Consider the following 15,112-nt stretch of genomic DNA (forward strand, 5'->3'; position numbering starts at 1 on the left):
TCCTAGAAACCATCTGTATGCAACATTTGTTTCTATTTCTTTTATTGTTTGACGCATAGATTTTATACCAAACATATATTGAATTAAAACTATTTTAATTAATACAACAGGATCTATGCTTGGTCTTCCATTATCTAAGCAATACATGTCCTTTACAAGATCATATATAAAATCAAAATTGATAACTTTTTCTATTTTTCTAACTAAATGATCTTCTGGAACCAATTGATCAACAGAGATAAATTCTACTTGTTCTCTACGAGTTTTATCTTTGTTGATTGTTAGCATACTTATCCTCCTTTATTACTTCGTATATTATTATATTTCGACATAAAAAAAGAGAATCCTTTTTTTGCGATGGATTCTCTTTAAAAAATTATACTTTGTCAACAGTCTGAAGCTGATGGCTTTTGCCATCAGCTTTTTTGCATATTTTTTGTGTAGTTTGGAAAACTAAAAGAGGGAGATGATAACGTGAAGGCGGTTATAGAATTTATTAAAGACCAATTTAATTTTAATACTTTTGTCTTATTTTTAATTTCAAGTGTTTTTTTATATTATGACAGTTTGGATTATAACAAAAAAGCCTTGCATTATGAAGCAAAATTTGCAAAGTATTGTGCTATTTTTTCTATAGCAATAGCAATTATCCTTTATATTGTAACCAAAATACTTCCTTGATGGAGTGATTTTTATGAGAAGAAAAAGGGAAGTTACATATACATATACCCCTGATTCTAAGACAAAGATTAGTAAAAACTTAAATGAAAATATAGAGATTATAAAAACCATCCTTAAGGATTGCGATGATGTTGTTTTTAGGGAATTTGAAGTGGGTGGAGACGATAAGATAAGGATGTTTTTGTTTTACGTTGATGGGATGGCAGATAAGCTCCTTTTAGATGAATTTGTCCTAATGCCCCTTATGATATCTTCAAGGGAAGTTCCGCCAAGCTTTGATGAGATTAAAAGTAAGCTTTTTGAGGTTACAAAGGACAATGCGATGGCTGTTACTGACTTTAAAGAGGTTGACATTATTGAAGATCTTATTATGGAGGTTTTAAGTGGGGATACAGGACTTTTAATAGATTATACAGAAAAGGCCCTTTTAATTGCAACAAAGGCCTTTCCAACAAGAAGTGTTGCAGAACCTTCAGCAGAAACGGTAATAAGGGGGCCAAGGGATGGTTTTACTGAAACTATTAGAATAAATACTGCCCTCATAAGAAGAAGGGTAAGGGATCCAAGGTTTAAAATAAAGCAAACGAGGCTTGGGGTAAGATCAAAGACGGATATTGCAATAATGTATATAGATGATATCGTAGACAAAAGGGTTTTGGATGAGCTAAATAGAAGGCTTGATAAAATAAATATAGATGCCATTATAGATAGCGGGTATCTGCAGCAGCTTATAGAAGAGAGGGCCTTTTCTATTTTCCCTCAAGTTCAAACGACGGAAAGGCCAGACGTTGTTGCAGCGGCAATTTATGAGGGAAGGATTGGGATTTTAGTTGACAATTCCCCCTTTGCCCTAATCATTCCTGTTACTATGAATGCCTTTTTCCAATCAGGAGAGGATTATTATTCAAGACCAGTTATCTCAAGCTTTGTAAGGTTTATAAGGCTTTTAGCTGGCGGATTATCTATATTGTCACCAGCTTTATATATAGCTATAACTTCCTTTCATCCACAGATAATACCTGCAAAACTTGCCCTATCCATTGCAGCAACGAGGGAGGGAGTTCCTTTTCCAGCTTTTATTGAGGCAATATTAATGGAAATCACCTTTGAGCTTTTAAGGGAGGCGGGAGTTAGGCTGCCAAGGCCTATAGGTTCAACAATAGGAATTGTTGGAGGTCTTGTAATTGGTCAGGCGGCAGTATCTGCAGGAATAGTAAGCCCTATTATGGTTATAGTAGTTGCGATAACTGCAATTTCAAGCTTTAGTATAACTAATTATGAGCTTGCAACGGCTTTAAGGCTTTTAAGGTTTATATTCATGATAGCGGCATCGATTTATGGCCTTTACGGAATCGTTCTTGCTTATATAGGGACTTTAATTTATACAGTTAACATAAAAAGCTTTGGAACACCTTTTCTTGCACCTATGGCTCCATTTTATTTTGAAGATATGCAGGATGCAGAGTTTAAGCTGCCATTAAGGTATATGAAAAGAAGGCCAATGCATTTTGACCCTAATGATTTAATAAGGCAGGGTGATGAAGATGGTTCCCAATGATGATAAAATTTCCACATTTCAATTAGGCCTTATTATATATTTAACTCCTATTGGTGTTGGGATTTTTACTTTGCCGGCTGTCCTTGCAAAGGACGTTGAGACAAATGGCTGGATTAGCTTAATTTTAGGCGGATTGTTTTGTATGCTTATAATATATTTTATTTCCGATGTTGGGAAAAAATATTCAAATCTTGGCTTAGTTGAAACTTTAAAGTTTTTGTTTGGAAAGGTTTTAGGAACCATTCTTGCCTTTCCTGTATTTATTTACTATATAGTTTTTACTGCGATGGAGATAAGGATATTTGGTGAAACTACTAAAATGTATCTTCTTTTTAAAACACCCCTTGAATATATCATGATCCCAATTTTGATCTTGGCAATGATTCTTACTCGAAATGGTATAGAATCTATAGCGAGGTTTTTTGAGGCGGCCTTTTTCCTGATTGCCTTTACATTGTTTTTAGTTATATTAATCTACCTTCCAAAGAGCGACTATTCTAATCTTTTGCCTATTTTAAGGGTGGAACCTTTAAAATTAATTAAATCGGTTAGTGATAGTCTTTTTTCGCTTTCGGGCTTTGAGGTTTTGTTTTTGCTCTTTCCCTTTATAAGAAGACCAGAGAAGGCCCTTAGGAGCTCATTAATTGCTATTTCTTTTATAACCATACTTTATGTTGTAGTATTCATCCAGTGTATTGCAAGGTTTGGGGTTGATTATACCTCTACTCTTTTATATCCTACGCTATCCCTTATAAAATCTTCAGATATTCCAGGTGCTTTTATAGAAGGTATTGAAGGTTTGTTGTTTTCCCTTTGGATAGTGCTTATATTTACTACAATAGTAATGCTTATTTTTGCCTACAGCATAGTTGGTTCTAATTTAATTAAACAAAAGGAGATAAAACACACAGTAATATTGTTTTTACCTATGATATATGTAATTTCTTTAATTCCTGATAGTATAGCTGAAACTTTTGAGTTTACAGATAAATTAGTTATATTTCTTGGATATTATACAATAATAGCTTTACCAATATTGATGTTTATCGCATCGAAGATAAAGGGGGCAAGAGGATGAAAAGGATTATAATGCTTTTATTAGTCCCTCTTATTTTAACAGGATGCTGGGATAAGACGGAGATTGAGGATAGGATGTTTATATATGCAATTGCCGTTAACAAAGTTGAGGACAAAAAAAGTGAAAGTGATTTAAAGCCTTTTTATGAGTTTCAAAATCAAAATCTTGAGGTTACTTTTTTAGTTCCAAATCCATCTAAAATTCAAGGTGGGGAATCGGATGTCCTTGAGGAGATTACCGTAAGTGCACAGGACCTTCCAGAGGCTGTAGGTATGATAAGAAAAAAGCAGAATAGAGAACCCTTTTTTGGTCATGAAAAGCTTTTGATTTTAGGGGAAAAACTTTTAAGGGATGAGGAATCATCAAAGGAAGTTTTAGATTGGATAGATAGGGACCCTAAAAAGAATAGGTCCGCCTTCGTAGTTGCAACTAAGGATATCAAGGAGCTTATTGGTGTTAATCCAAAGCTTGAAAAACTTTTACCTTCATATATAACAGGAATTTTAAAAAATGATACGGTTGTTGCCACTATGATTAGCGTCAGCTTAAATGAATTCTTGGGAAATATAAAATCCAGTGGCATGGCTATGATTCCTATTATTAAAAGGCAAAAGGATGAGATTGCTATAAAAAATGTAGCCCTGATAAAGGATTTTAAATATTTAGGTGAGCTTGATGATAGATATATAAGGGGATACTCTATAATTAACAATAAGCTTGATGAGGGCAAAAAATTATTTAATTATAAAGGCAATATTGTATCATATAACATAACATCCTCTAGTGCGAAAATAAAGCTTAACGAAGAAAATGGAAGGCTGGTATTTACTGTTGATGTTGAAATGGAGGGGGATATCGAGGATTATTTAATAAATGAAGATATATTAAAATCTGATATTATAAGGGATTTGCAGGATAGCATCTCAAAACAATTTGAAATAGAACTTAAAGAGGTTGTAAGGCATTTTCAAGAGGACATTGGATTTGACTATTTGAATTTAAAGAGCTGGACGAAAAAGCATAAATATAATCTATTTAAAAAATACGAAAAAAATTGGGATGAAGCCTTTAGGAATGCAAAATTTAATTTTAAAGTTAAATCCTATATAAGAAGAGTTGGAGTAATAAGGTGAATAAAATTTAAAAAAGGGGGAATACTCTATGTTAAAGGTAAAATAAGGGGGACAAAGTATGAAAAGGATTTTAGCACTTTTAATTTGCATTATAGTTTTTGTCTTGCCATTTTTAGTAGGATCAATTCAAAGGACAGATGGTATTATTAGATTCCATGTTATTGCAAACAGCGACAGTTTAGATGATCAGAATTTGAAATTAAAGGTGAGGGATGAAATTTTAAGGGAAATTTATCCTGAAATTAAGGATATAAAGGATTATAATGAAAGCTTTAAGATACTTTCTAAAAACATTTCAAGGATTGAAGACATTGCCAATAAGGTTTTAGAGGAAAATGGGTTTGATTATAAATCAAGGGTTTATCTAGGAAATTTTAATTTTCCTGTAAAAAAATATGGCGATGTAGTTGTTCCTCCAGGGGAATATATGGCCTTAAGGGTTGTTCTTGGAAATGGGGAGGGTAAAAATTGGTGGTGTGTCATGTTTCCACCCCTATGTTTTATAGACATCACAAGAGGAAAAATTGATCCTAAAAGCGAAGAAATGCTAAAAAGGGCCCTTGAGGAAAATAGCGTTGAGACTTTTAAAGGAAACAAAAGAAATAAATTGGAGCTTAGGTTAAAAAGCTTAGAAATAATTTCAAATACAATAAAAAGGGCAAAGATGGGACTTAGATGAATTCCTTCTTTGCCATTTTTATTAATAGATCCCCTACATCCTTTGCTGCATTTGGCTTTGACTTTTCCTTTGCCATATCCTGCATGTATTTTAATCTTAAGGGGCTTGAGATTATCTGGTTTATTATTGAAGGAATGTTATCTACCTTTTTAACATAGGCAGCAATGCCACAGTTTAAAAGATATTCCGTATTTTTTTCCTCTTGCCCGGGTATAGGATTTGAAAGGATTAAGGGAAGTCCTTTAACCAATGCTTCGCTTATTGTAAGCCCACCAGGTTTTGTTATAAGAAGGTCGCTGGCGGACATCAAAAGATTAACCTTATCGGTGTATCCTAATATTTTAGTTTTCTTATTGGATTTTAACGAAAGATTTAAAAGCTGATTTTTTAAAATGGTATTATATCCCGTAACGGCTATTATTTGAATATCAAGATTGCTAAAAATAAGTTTTTCAAATATTTCTTTTATATTTCCAATTCCAAGGCCTCCACCCATTAAAAGTAGAGTTAATTTATCCTCAAGCTGTAAAATTTCCCTTGCTTCTTTTTTAGGGATTTCTGTTAAAAAGGCGGAAGATACTGGAATTCCAATAGGATATATATTTTCTTTTGCAACCCCAAGGTTTAAAAGGTCGTCTATAAAATCCTCATTTGGAATTATATAGGCATCGATATATTCGTGAATCCAAAAAGGATGTGGTGCATAATCCGTAAGTATTGCAGCAACAGGGATATTGGTTTTACCCTTTCTTTTTAAAATCGACATCATTTCTATTGCAAAGGGATGGGTGCAGAGGATAACATCCGGCATCATTTCTTCTAATAGATTTTTTAGTTTGATTGAAAAAAGGTCATGAATTAAATTTGAAATGGAGGCTAAAGCATCCTCGTTTTCAGAGTAGTAGTAAAGCTTTCCATAAAGTTTGGGAGTCTTTTTTAAGGATTTTAAATAGCCACCAATTATTAGCTTGTCAACTATAGGATTTATATATTTTAGAGCATCTATCATTTCAAATTCAACTTGAATGTTATTTCTTATGTAGTATTCCTTTACGGCCTCTGCTGCCTTTTGATGCCCCTTTCCTGCTGAAATTGTTAGGGATAGAATTTTCAAATTAATCACCTCTTGTTTTATTATATAGCATTTTTAAGGCAATTTGGCTAATATTACAAAGGATTAACATAAACTTAAAAAAATATTTAATTTAATACATATCATTGAAAAAAATGTAAAAAATATCTTTAGAATTGTTTTTAAGGAGGGGTGTTATGAGAAGGTTAGTTCAAATATTCCTTCCACTTTTAATAGTATTTTTTATGGCTCAATTAGTTATTCAAATAAAGGATATAGAAGCGGCTTCATACAAAGTAGGTTCTAAAGGAGATATAGTTAAAAAAATTGAGGAAAAGCTAAAGGCATTAGGATATTTTAAAGGAAATCCTGATAATTATTTCGGTCAAGATACTAAGGATGCGGTAAAAAGGTTTCAAAGGGCAAAGGGGCTTAAGGTGGATGGAATAGTAGGTAGCAATACTTTAAGGGCCCTTGGAATAAATGAAGGACAACAAAGTTCTAAACCCCAAAGGACTGATGTTAATCTTCTTGCAAGGGCAATAAACGGTGAAGCAAGAGGAGAGCCTTATATAGGGCAGGTGGCAGTAGGGGCAGTTATAGTTAATAGAACAAGGGATCCAAGGTTCCCTAAAACTATTGCAGGAGTTATCTATCAGCCTGGGGCCTTTACGGCTGTTGCCGATGGTCAGATAAACGCAAAGCTGGAGCCAACACCACAAAAGGCTGCCAACGATGCTTTAAATGGATGGGACCCATCAGGCGGTGCAATATATTATTATAATCCAGCAAAGACGACAAATAAGTGGATATGGTCAAGACCAGTGATAAAGAGAATAGGAAAGCATGTTTTCTGCAGATAGGAGGGTTAGTATGTTTAACAAAAGGTCCTTTCTTGCGATTGTGGTTTCTATAATTGTAGTTGGAACATCTACATATAGCTTTTTGCTTTATCTTGATAGAAAGGAGTTTAGAAATTACCTTCAGGGGCAATATCAAAAGAACTTATATGAGCTTATTTCAAACGTTGAAGGAATACAGGTTTCTCTGTCAAAGTCAAGGGTAACATCATCACCAAAACAGGCCTTAATACTTTTTAGCGATATTTGGAGGCAGGCAAGTATAGCACAGGATAAGCTAAATTCCCTTCCTATAAACCACAGTGCAATAGCTCAGACAACAAAATTTTTAACTCAGGTGGGTGATTTTTGCTTTGCCCTTTTAAAGACTATAAACTCTGGCCAGAGCCTTTCTGAGGCAGATATGAATACCGTTGATAAGCTGACGGATTTTGCAGGATACCTAAACAATGAGCTGCATCAGCTTGAAAGGGAGATAAGTGAGGGGAATATAGACTGGACGGAAATTAAAGATGCAGGTTCATCGATGTTTAGAAGGAACCTTGCGGAAACGGTTGATATGAAATTTGAAAGGATTGCAAAGGAACTTCAGGAGTATCCAACATTAATTTATGATGGACCGTTTTCAGAAAACGTATTAAATATAAAGCCAAGGGTTTTAAAGGAAAAGGAAGTTTCTTTAGAAGAAGCTAAAAGAATTGCCAAAAAGATTATAGGAGAGGATAGGGTAGAGTCAATTTCAGTATATAGCGACAAGACCAGCGATAAGGTTCCTGCCTATGCCCTTTCTGTTAAAGTAAAGGGTAGAAGGGGCGATGACATAAACATCGACATAAGCAAAAACGGTGGTAACCTAATCTATATGCTTGACCCAAGAGAAGTAGGAAAGCAAAGGATTAAAATAGAAAAGGCAGTTAAGATAGGTTTGAAATTTTTAGAAGATAACGGATATGAATCCATGATTCCTACGTATTCTCTAAAATATGACAATGTTGCCGTCATAAACTATGTTTATGTTCAAGATAAGGTTTTAGTATATCCTGATCAGGTTAAGTTAAAAATTGCCCTTGATAATGGTGATATAGTTGGAATAGAGGCACAGCATTATTTGATTGCCCATACAAAAAGGAATATCCCAAAGCCAAGGATAACAGCTAGCGAGGCAAGGCAAAATGTAAGCCAAAAGCTTGATATAAAGAATGTGAGATTAACGATTATTCCAATGGAATCTTTAAAGGAAGTATTCTGCTACGAGTTTTATGGAACCTATAAGGGAGAGAAATATTTAGTGTATATTAATGCGCAGGATGGAACGGAGGAAAGAATATTAAAAATCATAGATACTCCCAATGGAGAGCTTACTATGTAGCATTTGAAAATATTTCATGATTAAGGGATTTGTTTTGGGGGAAAATATAAATAGGAACAAAACAGGGGGGATAAAGATGTCAAGAAGGCATGGGATTATGTCAGATGCCTTAAAATACGAGCTTGCAAAGGAGCTCGGCGTTTACGACATCGTTCAAAGAGAAGGCTGGGGTTCAGTTCCATCGAGGGATTGCGGCAACTTAGTTGCGGCAGCAATAAGATATGCTTCAAAACTTGTGGAGGAAAAAAGGTAAGTGGGTGCTTCTGCACCCGCTTAATTTTTTAATTTTTGGGGGACAGTTCTCAATTGTTTTAAATATTAAACAATTTTATAGGGACAGTTCTTAATTGTTTTAAATAACAAAAAATTTTAAGAGAAACTGTTGAAAAATTTATTTTTTGATTCACACCGCCAAGCAATTCCCTGGTATTTGCTCAATTTGCTAAGCAATTGTAATTGCCATAGCTAATAGGAGATACCTTTTCTAATCCTACCCCAATCCTGTCGAAATTATTGCAAAGCCTGAACGCCAAAGAGAGTTTGTCTAGGATCTGAATATTTTAGCAAACATTCTTTAACTATTTCTAAGTAAACAATTTTTAGCATTCCAACCCTAATTACACTTACTTAAAGCATATTTTTTTCTTTACAAACTTACCTTGTTGTTTTATTATGTATTTGTTATTAATAAGGACGAATTTTAAATATAATTATATATAGTAACAGATAAAGGTAGGGGATTATATTGGATACAAGACCGATTGGGGTATTCGATTCAGGAATTGGTGGTCTTACTGTAGTTAAGGAAATCATGGAATTTTTGCCAAATGAAAATATAGTTTATTTTGGTGATACAGCAAGGGTTCCATATGGAACAAAATCCGCTGAAACGGTTACAAGATATGCCTTTCAAAACACAAGATTTTTGCTAACCAAGGATGTTAAGGCTATAGTTGTTGCCTGCAATACAGCATCAGCGGTGAGCCTTGATGCCCTTCAGGAATCCTTTGATATTCCTATAATAGGAGTTATAAAACCTGGAGCTTTTGCTGCCGTTAAGGCAACTTTAAATAAAAAAATCGGCATTATAGGGACAGAAGGAACAGTAAATAGCAGGGCCTATGAAAGAGTCATTAGAAAGCTACTTCCGGAAGCTGAAATTTATGCTTATCCATGCCCGTTATTTGTCCCAATCGTTGAGGAAGGATGGGCAAATACAAAGGTTTCCTATATGGTTGCGGAGGAATATTTAAAGCCCCTTAAGGATTCTAACATCGACTCTTTGGTTATGGGATGCACCCATTACCCACTTCTTATGAAGGTTGTTGATGATGTGCTAGAGCATAAGGTTAAGCTTATTAATCCTGCAAGGGAAACGGCATTGGAATTAAAAAATATATTAACTGAAAAGGGAATAGAAAACAGTCAAAATGTAGCTGCACAATATGAATACTATGTTAGCGATAATCCGGAAAAATTTAAAAAAGTTGGAGGCAATTTTTTAGAGCATGATATAATAAATATAAAAAAGATAGATATTGAAAAATATTGATAAAGGTGATGATAAGATGAAAAAGAAGGCATTAATTTCAGTCAAGACAATTCAAAATATAGATGGAGAAAAGGAAGTTGTTGAACTAATTACAGAAGGTGAATATTATAAATCAGGAAGTCAATATATTGCTGAATATGATGAGACAGAAATTTCTGGAATGGAAGGGACAAGAACCACTCTAAAAATGGAAAAGGATAGGGTTAGCATTGTAAGAAGAGGAACTACCAATTCAGATATTGAATTTAAAAAGGGCCAAACTACTGTTAGCCTATATAGCACACCCTTTGGGGTCTTAAACATTATGATTAAACCAACCCTTGTTAAGGTTGATGTTGATGAAAACGGTGGGAAGGTTAAACTGGAATATAAGGTTAATACAAACGATACTGGATATATTGACAACCTTTTAGAATTAAACATTAAAACTTCAGAAGGACAAAACTAGCACCTTTTTGGGTGCTATTTTTTTACTTAAAGCTATTTTAAAGTTAAAGTTTAAGTTTAAGTGGCGACTAAACTTGTCATGAATTTACTTTAACATAAAATTTTGTCATAGTATCTTGCGACAAACTTTCTTATTTTTAGATAAATTATTCTGTTGTTTATATTGGAATATGATGCTAATATAATTTTATGAAAATTTAAAATGGGGTGAAGAAATGGAATATTTTATAGGTAAAAGCAACAAAATAAAAGAAATAAAGGATTATGCACAAAAAATTTCTAATTCTCCATCCCCACTTTTAATCTATGGTGAAACAGGAACTGGAAAAGAGGTTTTAGTAAAATATATCCATGATATTGGCAATAGAAGGGCAAAGCCCTTAATTAGCCAAAATTGTGCTGCAGTTCCTTCCAATCTTTTGGAAAGCATATTATTTGGAACTGTAAGGGGAGCCTTTACAGAGGCCCTTGATAAAAAGGGGATTTTTGAAATGGCAAATGGAGGAATATTATATTTGGATGAGCTAAATTCCATGCCAATAGAACTTCAGGGAAAGCTTCTTAGGGTTTTAGAGGATGGAGTCGTAAGAAGGATTGGGGATTTAAAGGAAGTTAAAGTCGATGTTAGAGTAATAGCCTCAACTAATGTCGAACCTGAAATTTGTATCGAAAAAGGTTTATTAAGAAGGGATCTTTTTTATAGGCTTAGTGTATTTTACATACAATTGCCTGAGCTTAAAGAAAGAAAAGAGGATATAATAGAATTATGTGATTATTTTATAAATGCATTTAATAGAAAATTTAATAAAAACATTTTAGGCATATCCCAGGAGGCACTTGAGTTTTTTTATAACTATGATTGGCCAGGCAACATTAGAGAGCTTAGAAACGTAATCGAAGCAATAATGAATATAAAGGATGAAGGCTTTATAACTCCTAAAGACCTTCCTCATTATATAAAAAGGGAGCATAAGGGGCTTGAGGAATTAGTAAGTGAATATGAAAAAAGGCTCATCAAAGAGGCACTAGCTTTGTATAATGGAAATGTATCAAAAGCAGCTAATTTTTTAAAGATTCCAAGGCAGACTTTACAGTATAAAATTAAAAAGTTAGGCATATGAATATTATTAAGTTAAACTTAGGAGGGATAACATGAGAATTAAATGGTTGGGACATGCATGCTTTAAGATAACATCAGCAAAGGGGGTAAGAATTTTAACGGATCCCTTTGATGATAATGTAGGATATCCACTTCCACAGGTTGAAGCAGATATAGTAACCGTTAGCCATCAACATTTTGACCATAACTTTATAGATTGCGTTAAGGGAAACTTTGAGGTTGTAAGTAAGGTTGGAAATTTTTATGTCAAGGACATAAATATTACAGGAGTTCATACATATCACGATGAGGAAAATGGCAAAAAAAGAGGCGATAACATCGTCTATGTTTTTGACGTTGATGGAATTAGGGTGTGCCACTTAGGGGATTTAGGTCATGTATTATCGCCTGCACAGGTTGAGATGATTGGAAAGGTTGATGTTCTTTTAATCCCTGTTGGAGGAATCTTTACAGTAGATTCTGAGAAGGCAGAAACTATTGTAAAACTTTTAAATCCAAAGATAGTAATTCCAATGCACTATAAAACAGAGCCTTTAAAGTTTAATTTAGATCATGTCGATAATTTTATAAAAAAATTTTCTAATGTTGAAAGACTAAAGGGGCAGGTAGTTGAAATTAAGAATGAAGATCTTAAAATGAATGAATTAAAGGTAATAGTTTTAAACTATTAATAAAGGCGAAAAGCCTTTATTTTTTATTGATAATTTTCTGTTTTTGAAGTAAAATATAAAAGTTAATAATACAAAGGAGGGGCGTTATGGCAACAAAATATATCTTTATAACAGGTGGGGTTACATCTTCTCTTGGTAAGGGAATAACAGCAGCTTCTTTAGGGCGATTGTTAAAAGCAAGGGGGCTAAAAGTCTCTATTCAAAAGTTTGACCCATATATAAATATAGATCCAGGAACCATGAGTCCATATCAGCATGGTGAGGTCTTCGTCACCGATGACGGAGCTGAAGCAGATCTTGATCTCGGTCACTATGAGAGATTTATCGATGAAAACTTGTCTAAAAATAGCAATGTCACAACTGGGAAAATATACTGGTCTGTAATTCAAAAAGAAAGAAGAGGAGATTACCTCGGAGGAACAGTTCAAGTTATCCCCCACATTACTAACGAAATAAAACAAAGAGTATATAGAGTTGCAAAGGAAAGGGAAGTTGATGTAGTTATTACAGAAATTGGAGGAACAGTAGGAGATATTGAAAGTTTACCCTTCTTAGAAGCAATAAGGCAGATAAAATACGATGTTGGAAGGGAAAATGTTTTATTTATTCATGTAACTTTGGTGCCCTATCTTGGAAAATCAGGGGAATTAAAAACTAAGCCTACACAACATTCAGTAAAGGAACTACGAAGCATCGGTATTCAACCTGATATAATAGTTTGTAGAACTGAAAAGCCTTTATCCTTAGAGCTTAAGGAAAAGATAGGACTTTTCTGTAATGTTTCTGCTGATGCTGTAATACAAAATATGGATGCTGATACTATATATGAAGTTCCTTTGCTTTTACATGAGGAGGGGCTAGATGATCTTGTTGTAAAAAAACTTGGCTTAAAGTGTTTAGATGCTGAACTTTCTGATTGGAGAAACATGGTAGAAAAATTAAAAAATCCAAAGGAAAAGGTAAAGATAGCCCTTGTTGGAAAATATGTTGAGCTTAAGGATGCTTATATGTCTGTTGTTGAAAGCTTAAGACATGCAGGGATTGCAAATGATTGTGAGGTTGAAATAGATTGGGTTAATGCTGCCCATATTGATATGGAAAACTACAAAGAAATATTAAAGGATGCTGATGGAATATTAGTTCCTGGAGGCTTTGGAGATAGGGGAATTGAAGGAAAAATTTTAGCCATTAAATATGCAAGGGAAAATAATGTTCCATTTCTTGGAATTTGCCTTGGAATGCAGCTTTCGGTAGTTGAATTTGCAAGGGATGTTGCAGGATTAGAGGGGGCAAATAGCTCTGAGATAGACCCTGAAACTAAATATCCTGTAATTGACCTTATGCCAGAACAGAGGGATGTAGATGAAAAGGGAGGAACCATGAGGCTTGGCCTTTATCCATGTAAGATAAAGGAGGGCACCTTCTCTTATGAGGCCTACAAGGATGAAGTTATATATGAAAGGCACAGACACAGATATGAGTTTAACAATGAATATAGAACAAAGCTTATGGAAAAGGGTCTTGTTATTGCAGGAACATCACCCGATGATAGGTTGGTTGAAATAGTTGAATTGAAGAATCATAGATGGTTTGTTGGGGTGCAATTCCATCCAGAGTTTAAATCAAGACCAAACAGACCGCATCCTTTATTTAGGGATTTTGTAAAGGCGTCCCTTGAAAATAGGCGTGCAAAATAGGCGTGCAAAATAATGCACGCCTTAAATATTTTTTGTAATTTTGGAGATAATATGTATGGTGATGCTATGAGGATTTTGATTAAGAAAGCCTCCACACACTCGTGACTTTAGTCATGAATAAGGACGCTCTAATAATAACATATATTATTTGTGTATCATAACTTATATTAGTTAAAAGTTTGTTTTGTGTAACAACATATGTTGCAATAATTATGAGGTGTAAGTATGGAAAAAGCTTTTAAATTTAGGTTTTATCCTAATAAACAACAAATAGAGCTTATAAATAAAACCTTTGGTTGTGTTAGGTTTGTATATAACTATTATCTTGCAAAACGAGAAGAAATATATAAAACTCAAGGTATAACATTTAATTATAAAGATTGCTCAGCTGACTTAACTAAACTTAAACAAACTAATATATGGCTAAAAGAAACAGATAAGTTTGCACTTCAGAATTCATTGAAGGACTTAGACAAAGCATTTAAGAATTTTTTTGAAGGCAGAGCAAATTATCCAAAGTTTAAGTCAAAGAAATGTAAATATCAAAGCTATAGAACAACATTTACAAATAACAACATTGAAATTAAAGGAAACAAAATCAAACTACCCAAATTAGGCTGGGTAAAGTTTGTAAAATCAATGGAAGTAGAGGGTAAAATATTAAATGCAACTATAAGTAGAACTCCAACAGGGAAATATTTTATTTCAATTTGCTGTAGGATAGAAAAAACTACAGAAAAGTCTAAAACTAACAAAGTAATAGGTATAGATTTAGGAGTAAAGCATTTTCTGATAGATAGTGAAGGTAATAAAATATCCAATCCTAAATATCTTATAAAGTTAGAAAAAAGACTTATTAAGGAACAAAGGAAGCTTTCTAAAAAACAATTAGGCAGTAGTAACTATAAAAAACAAGCTAAGAAAGTAGCAAAAATACATGAGAAGATAAGAAACCAAAGGGAAGATTTTTTGCAAAAGCTGTCCTCTAAAATTATAAACGAAAACCAAGTTATAATTTTGGAGGACTTAAAGGTTAAGAATATGTTAAGAAATAACAAACTATCAAAGTCCATATCAGATGTAGCATGGTCAAAATTTGTAAATATGCTTGAATATAAAGCATTATGGTATGGAAGAACAATAGTAAAAATAGATATGTTTTATCCATCAAGTCAAATATGTAATGTATGTGGTT

The 15,112-nt window shown here is 33.5% G+C and carries 16 protein-coding genes; 14 read left to right on the plus strand and 2 right to left on the minus strand.

The window, feature by feature from the left end; translation table 11 throughout:
- Positions 1-288 (minus strand): transposase (locus CAAU_RS04415; protein ID WP_040305943.1); only part of this gene is annotated, 288 nt, incomplete at its 3' end.
- 186 nt (positions 289-474) lie between these two features.
- Here CAAU_RS04415 and CAAU_RS15565 point away from each other — a divergent pair.
- The 5 genes from CAAU_RS15565 to spoIIR are packed head-to-tail and all read left to right on the plus strand — an operon-like array spanning position 475 to position 5,129.
- Complete coding sequence (locus CAAU_RS15565; protein WP_008908226.1) at positions 475-681, plus strand: CLC_0170 family protein; 207 nt, start codon at positions 475-477, stop codon at positions 679-681.
- A 13-nt stretch (positions 682-694) separates the two neighbouring features.
- Positions 695-2,239, plus strand: coding sequence for a spore germination protein (locus CAAU_RS04425; protein WP_008908227.1), 1,545 nt, complete (start codon positions 695-697; stop codon positions 2,237-2,239).
- The gene (locus CAAU_RS04430; protein WP_008908228.1) at positions 2,226-3,317 is read left to right on the plus strand and encodes a GerAB/ArcD/ProY family transporter; all 1,092 of its coding nucleotides are present in this window, start codon (positions 2,226-2,228) and stop codon (positions 3,315-3,317) included. Before CAAU_RS04425 ends, CAAU_RS04430 begins: the two co-directional genes overlap by 14 nt.
- The gene (locus tag CAAU_RS04435; protein WP_008908229.1) at positions 3,314-4,450 is read left to right on the plus strand and encodes a Ger(x)C family spore germination protein; all 1,137 of its coding nucleotides are present in this window, start codon (positions 3,314-3,316) and stop codon (positions 4,448-4,450) included. The genes CAAU_RS04430 and CAAU_RS04435 overlap by 4 nt, the downstream gene beginning before the upstream one ends.
- Positions 4,451-4,508: 58 nt before the next feature.
- Positions 4,509-5,129: a stage II sporulation protein R gene (spoIIR, locus tag CAAU_RS04440; protein WP_008908230.1), complete on the plus strand. Its 621-nt coding sequence runs from the start codon at positions 4,509-4,511 to the stop codon at positions 5,127-5,129.
- Here spoIIR and CAAU_RS04445 read toward each other — a convergent pair.
- Positions 5,122-6,243: an MGDG synthase family glycosyltransferase gene (locus CAAU_RS04445; protein ID WP_008908231.1), complete on the minus strand. Its 1,122-nt coding sequence runs from the start codon at positions 6,241-6,243 to the stop codon at positions 5,122-5,124. The two genes, spoIIR and CAAU_RS04445, sit on opposite strands and share 8 nt — an antisense overlap.
- A gap of 155 nt (positions 6,244-6,398) precedes the next feature.
- On the opposite strand from CAAU_RS04445, the gene sleB reads away from it, so the two are divergent.
- The 9 genes from sleB to tnpB form a co-directional block, all read left to right on the plus strand.
- Entirely contained in the window at positions 6,399-7,064 is a 666-nt protein-coding gene (gene sleB, locus CAAU_RS04450) for a spore cortex-lytic enzyme (RefSeq protein WP_008908232.1), read from the plus strand.
- Positions 7,065-7,074: 10 nt separating this feature from the next.
- A complete protein-coding gene (ypeB, locus tag CAAU_RS04455; RefSeq protein WP_008908233.1) occupies positions 7,075-8,430 on the plus strand; it encodes a germination protein YpeB in 1,356 nt (451 codons plus the stop codon).
- A gap of 76 nt (positions 8,431-8,506) precedes the next feature.
- Positions 8,507-8,683 carry a small, acid-soluble spore protein, alpha/beta type gene (locus CAAU_RS04460; RefSeq protein WP_008908234.1) on the plus strand — a complete coding sequence of 59 codons (177 nt, stop codon included), beginning with the start codon at positions 8,507-8,509 and terminating at the stop codon, positions 8,681-8,683.
- A gap of 492 nt (positions 8,684-9,175) precedes the next feature.
- Complete coding sequence (gene murI, locus CAAU_RS04465) at positions 9,176-9,982, plus strand: glutamate racemase (RefSeq protein WP_008908235.1); 807 nt, start codon at positions 9,176-9,178, stop codon at positions 9,980-9,982.
- A gap of 16 nt (positions 9,983-9,998) precedes the next feature.
- Positions 9,999-10,430: a YwiB family protein gene (locus tag CAAU_RS04470; RefSeq protein ID WP_008908236.1), complete on the plus strand. Its 432-nt coding sequence runs from the start codon at positions 9,999-10,001 to the stop codon at positions 10,428-10,430.
- A gap of 214 nt (positions 10,431-10,644) precedes the next feature.
- On the plus strand, positions 10,645-11,550 hold the full coding sequence (locus CAAU_RS04475) for a sigma-54 interaction domain-containing protein (protein ID WP_008908237.1): 906 nt from the start codon (positions 10,645-10,647) through the stop codon (positions 11,548-11,550).
- A gap of 31 nt (positions 11,551-11,581) precedes the next feature.
- On the plus strand, positions 11,582-12,220 hold the full coding sequence (locus CAAU_RS04480) for an MBL fold metallo-hydrolase (RefSeq protein ID WP_008908238.1): 639 nt from the start codon (positions 11,582-11,584) through the stop codon (positions 12,218-12,220).
- Between the two features lie 86 nt (positions 12,221-12,306).
- Positions 12,307-13,917 carry a CTP synthase gene (locus CAAU_RS04485; protein ID WP_008908239.1) on the plus strand — a complete coding sequence of 537 codons (1,611 nt, stop codon included), beginning with the start codon at positions 12,307-12,309 and terminating at the stop codon, positions 13,915-13,917.
- Between the two features lie 225 nt (positions 13,918-14,142).
- A partial coding sequence (tnpB, locus tag CAAU_RS04490; RefSeq protein ID WP_040305944.1) for an IS200/IS605 family element RNA-guided endonuclease TnpB occupies positions 14,143-15,112 on the plus strand: 970 nt, incomplete at its 3' end.

Origin of the sequence: Caloramator australicus RC3 (assembly GCF_000297115.1) — a bacterium.
Lineage (GTDB): Bacteria > Bacillota > Clostridia > Clostridiales > Caloramatoraceae > Caloramator > Caloramator australicus.

What these genes read in the sequence shown, in the direction of transcription:
- CAAU_RS04430 (WP_008908228.1), top strand. Translation starts at nt 2,226, where the DNA reads ATGGTTCCCAATGATGATAAAATTTCCACATTTCAATTAGGCCTTATT.
- CAAU_RS04425 (WP_008908227.1), top strand. Translation starts at nt 695, where the DNA reads ATGAGAAGAAAAAGGGAAGTTACATATACATATACCCCTGATTCTAAG.
- CAAU_RS04460 (WP_008908234.1), top strand. Translation starts at nt 8,507, where the DNA reads ATGTCAAGAAGGCATGGGATTATGTCAGATGCCTTAAAATACGAGCTT.
- CAAU_RS04475 (WP_008908237.1), top strand. Translation starts at nt 10,645, where the DNA reads ATGGAATATTTTATAGGTAAAAGCAACAAAATAAAAGAAATAAAGGAT.
- ypeB (WP_008908233.1), top strand. Translation starts at nt 7,075, where the DNA reads ATGTTTAACAAAAGGTCCTTTCTTGCGATTGTGGTTTCTATAATTGTA.
- CAAU_RS04480 (WP_008908238.1), top strand. Translation starts at nt 11,582, where the DNA reads ATGAGAATTAAATGGTTGGGACATGCATGCTTTAAGATAACATCAGCA.
- sleB (WP_008908232.1), top strand. Translation starts at nt 6,399, where the DNA reads ATGAGAAGGTTAGTTCAAATATTCCTTCCACTTTTAATAGTATTTTTT.
- CAAU_RS04435 (WP_008908229.1), top strand. Translation starts at nt 3,314, where the DNA reads ATGAAAAGGATTATAATGCTTTTATTAGTCCCTCTTATTTTAACAGGA.
- CAAU_RS04470 (WP_008908236.1), top strand. Translation starts at nt 9,999, where the DNA reads ATGAAAAAGAAGGCATTAATTTCAGTCAAGACAATTCAAAATATAGAT.
- spoIIR (WP_008908230.1), top strand. Translation starts at nt 4,509, where the DNA reads ATGAAAAGGATTTTAGCACTTTTAATTTGCATTATAGTTTTTGTCTTG.
- CAAU_RS04485 (WP_008908239.1), top strand. Translation starts at nt 12,307, where the DNA reads ATGGCAACAAAATATATCTTTATAACAGGTGGGGTTACATCTTCTCTT.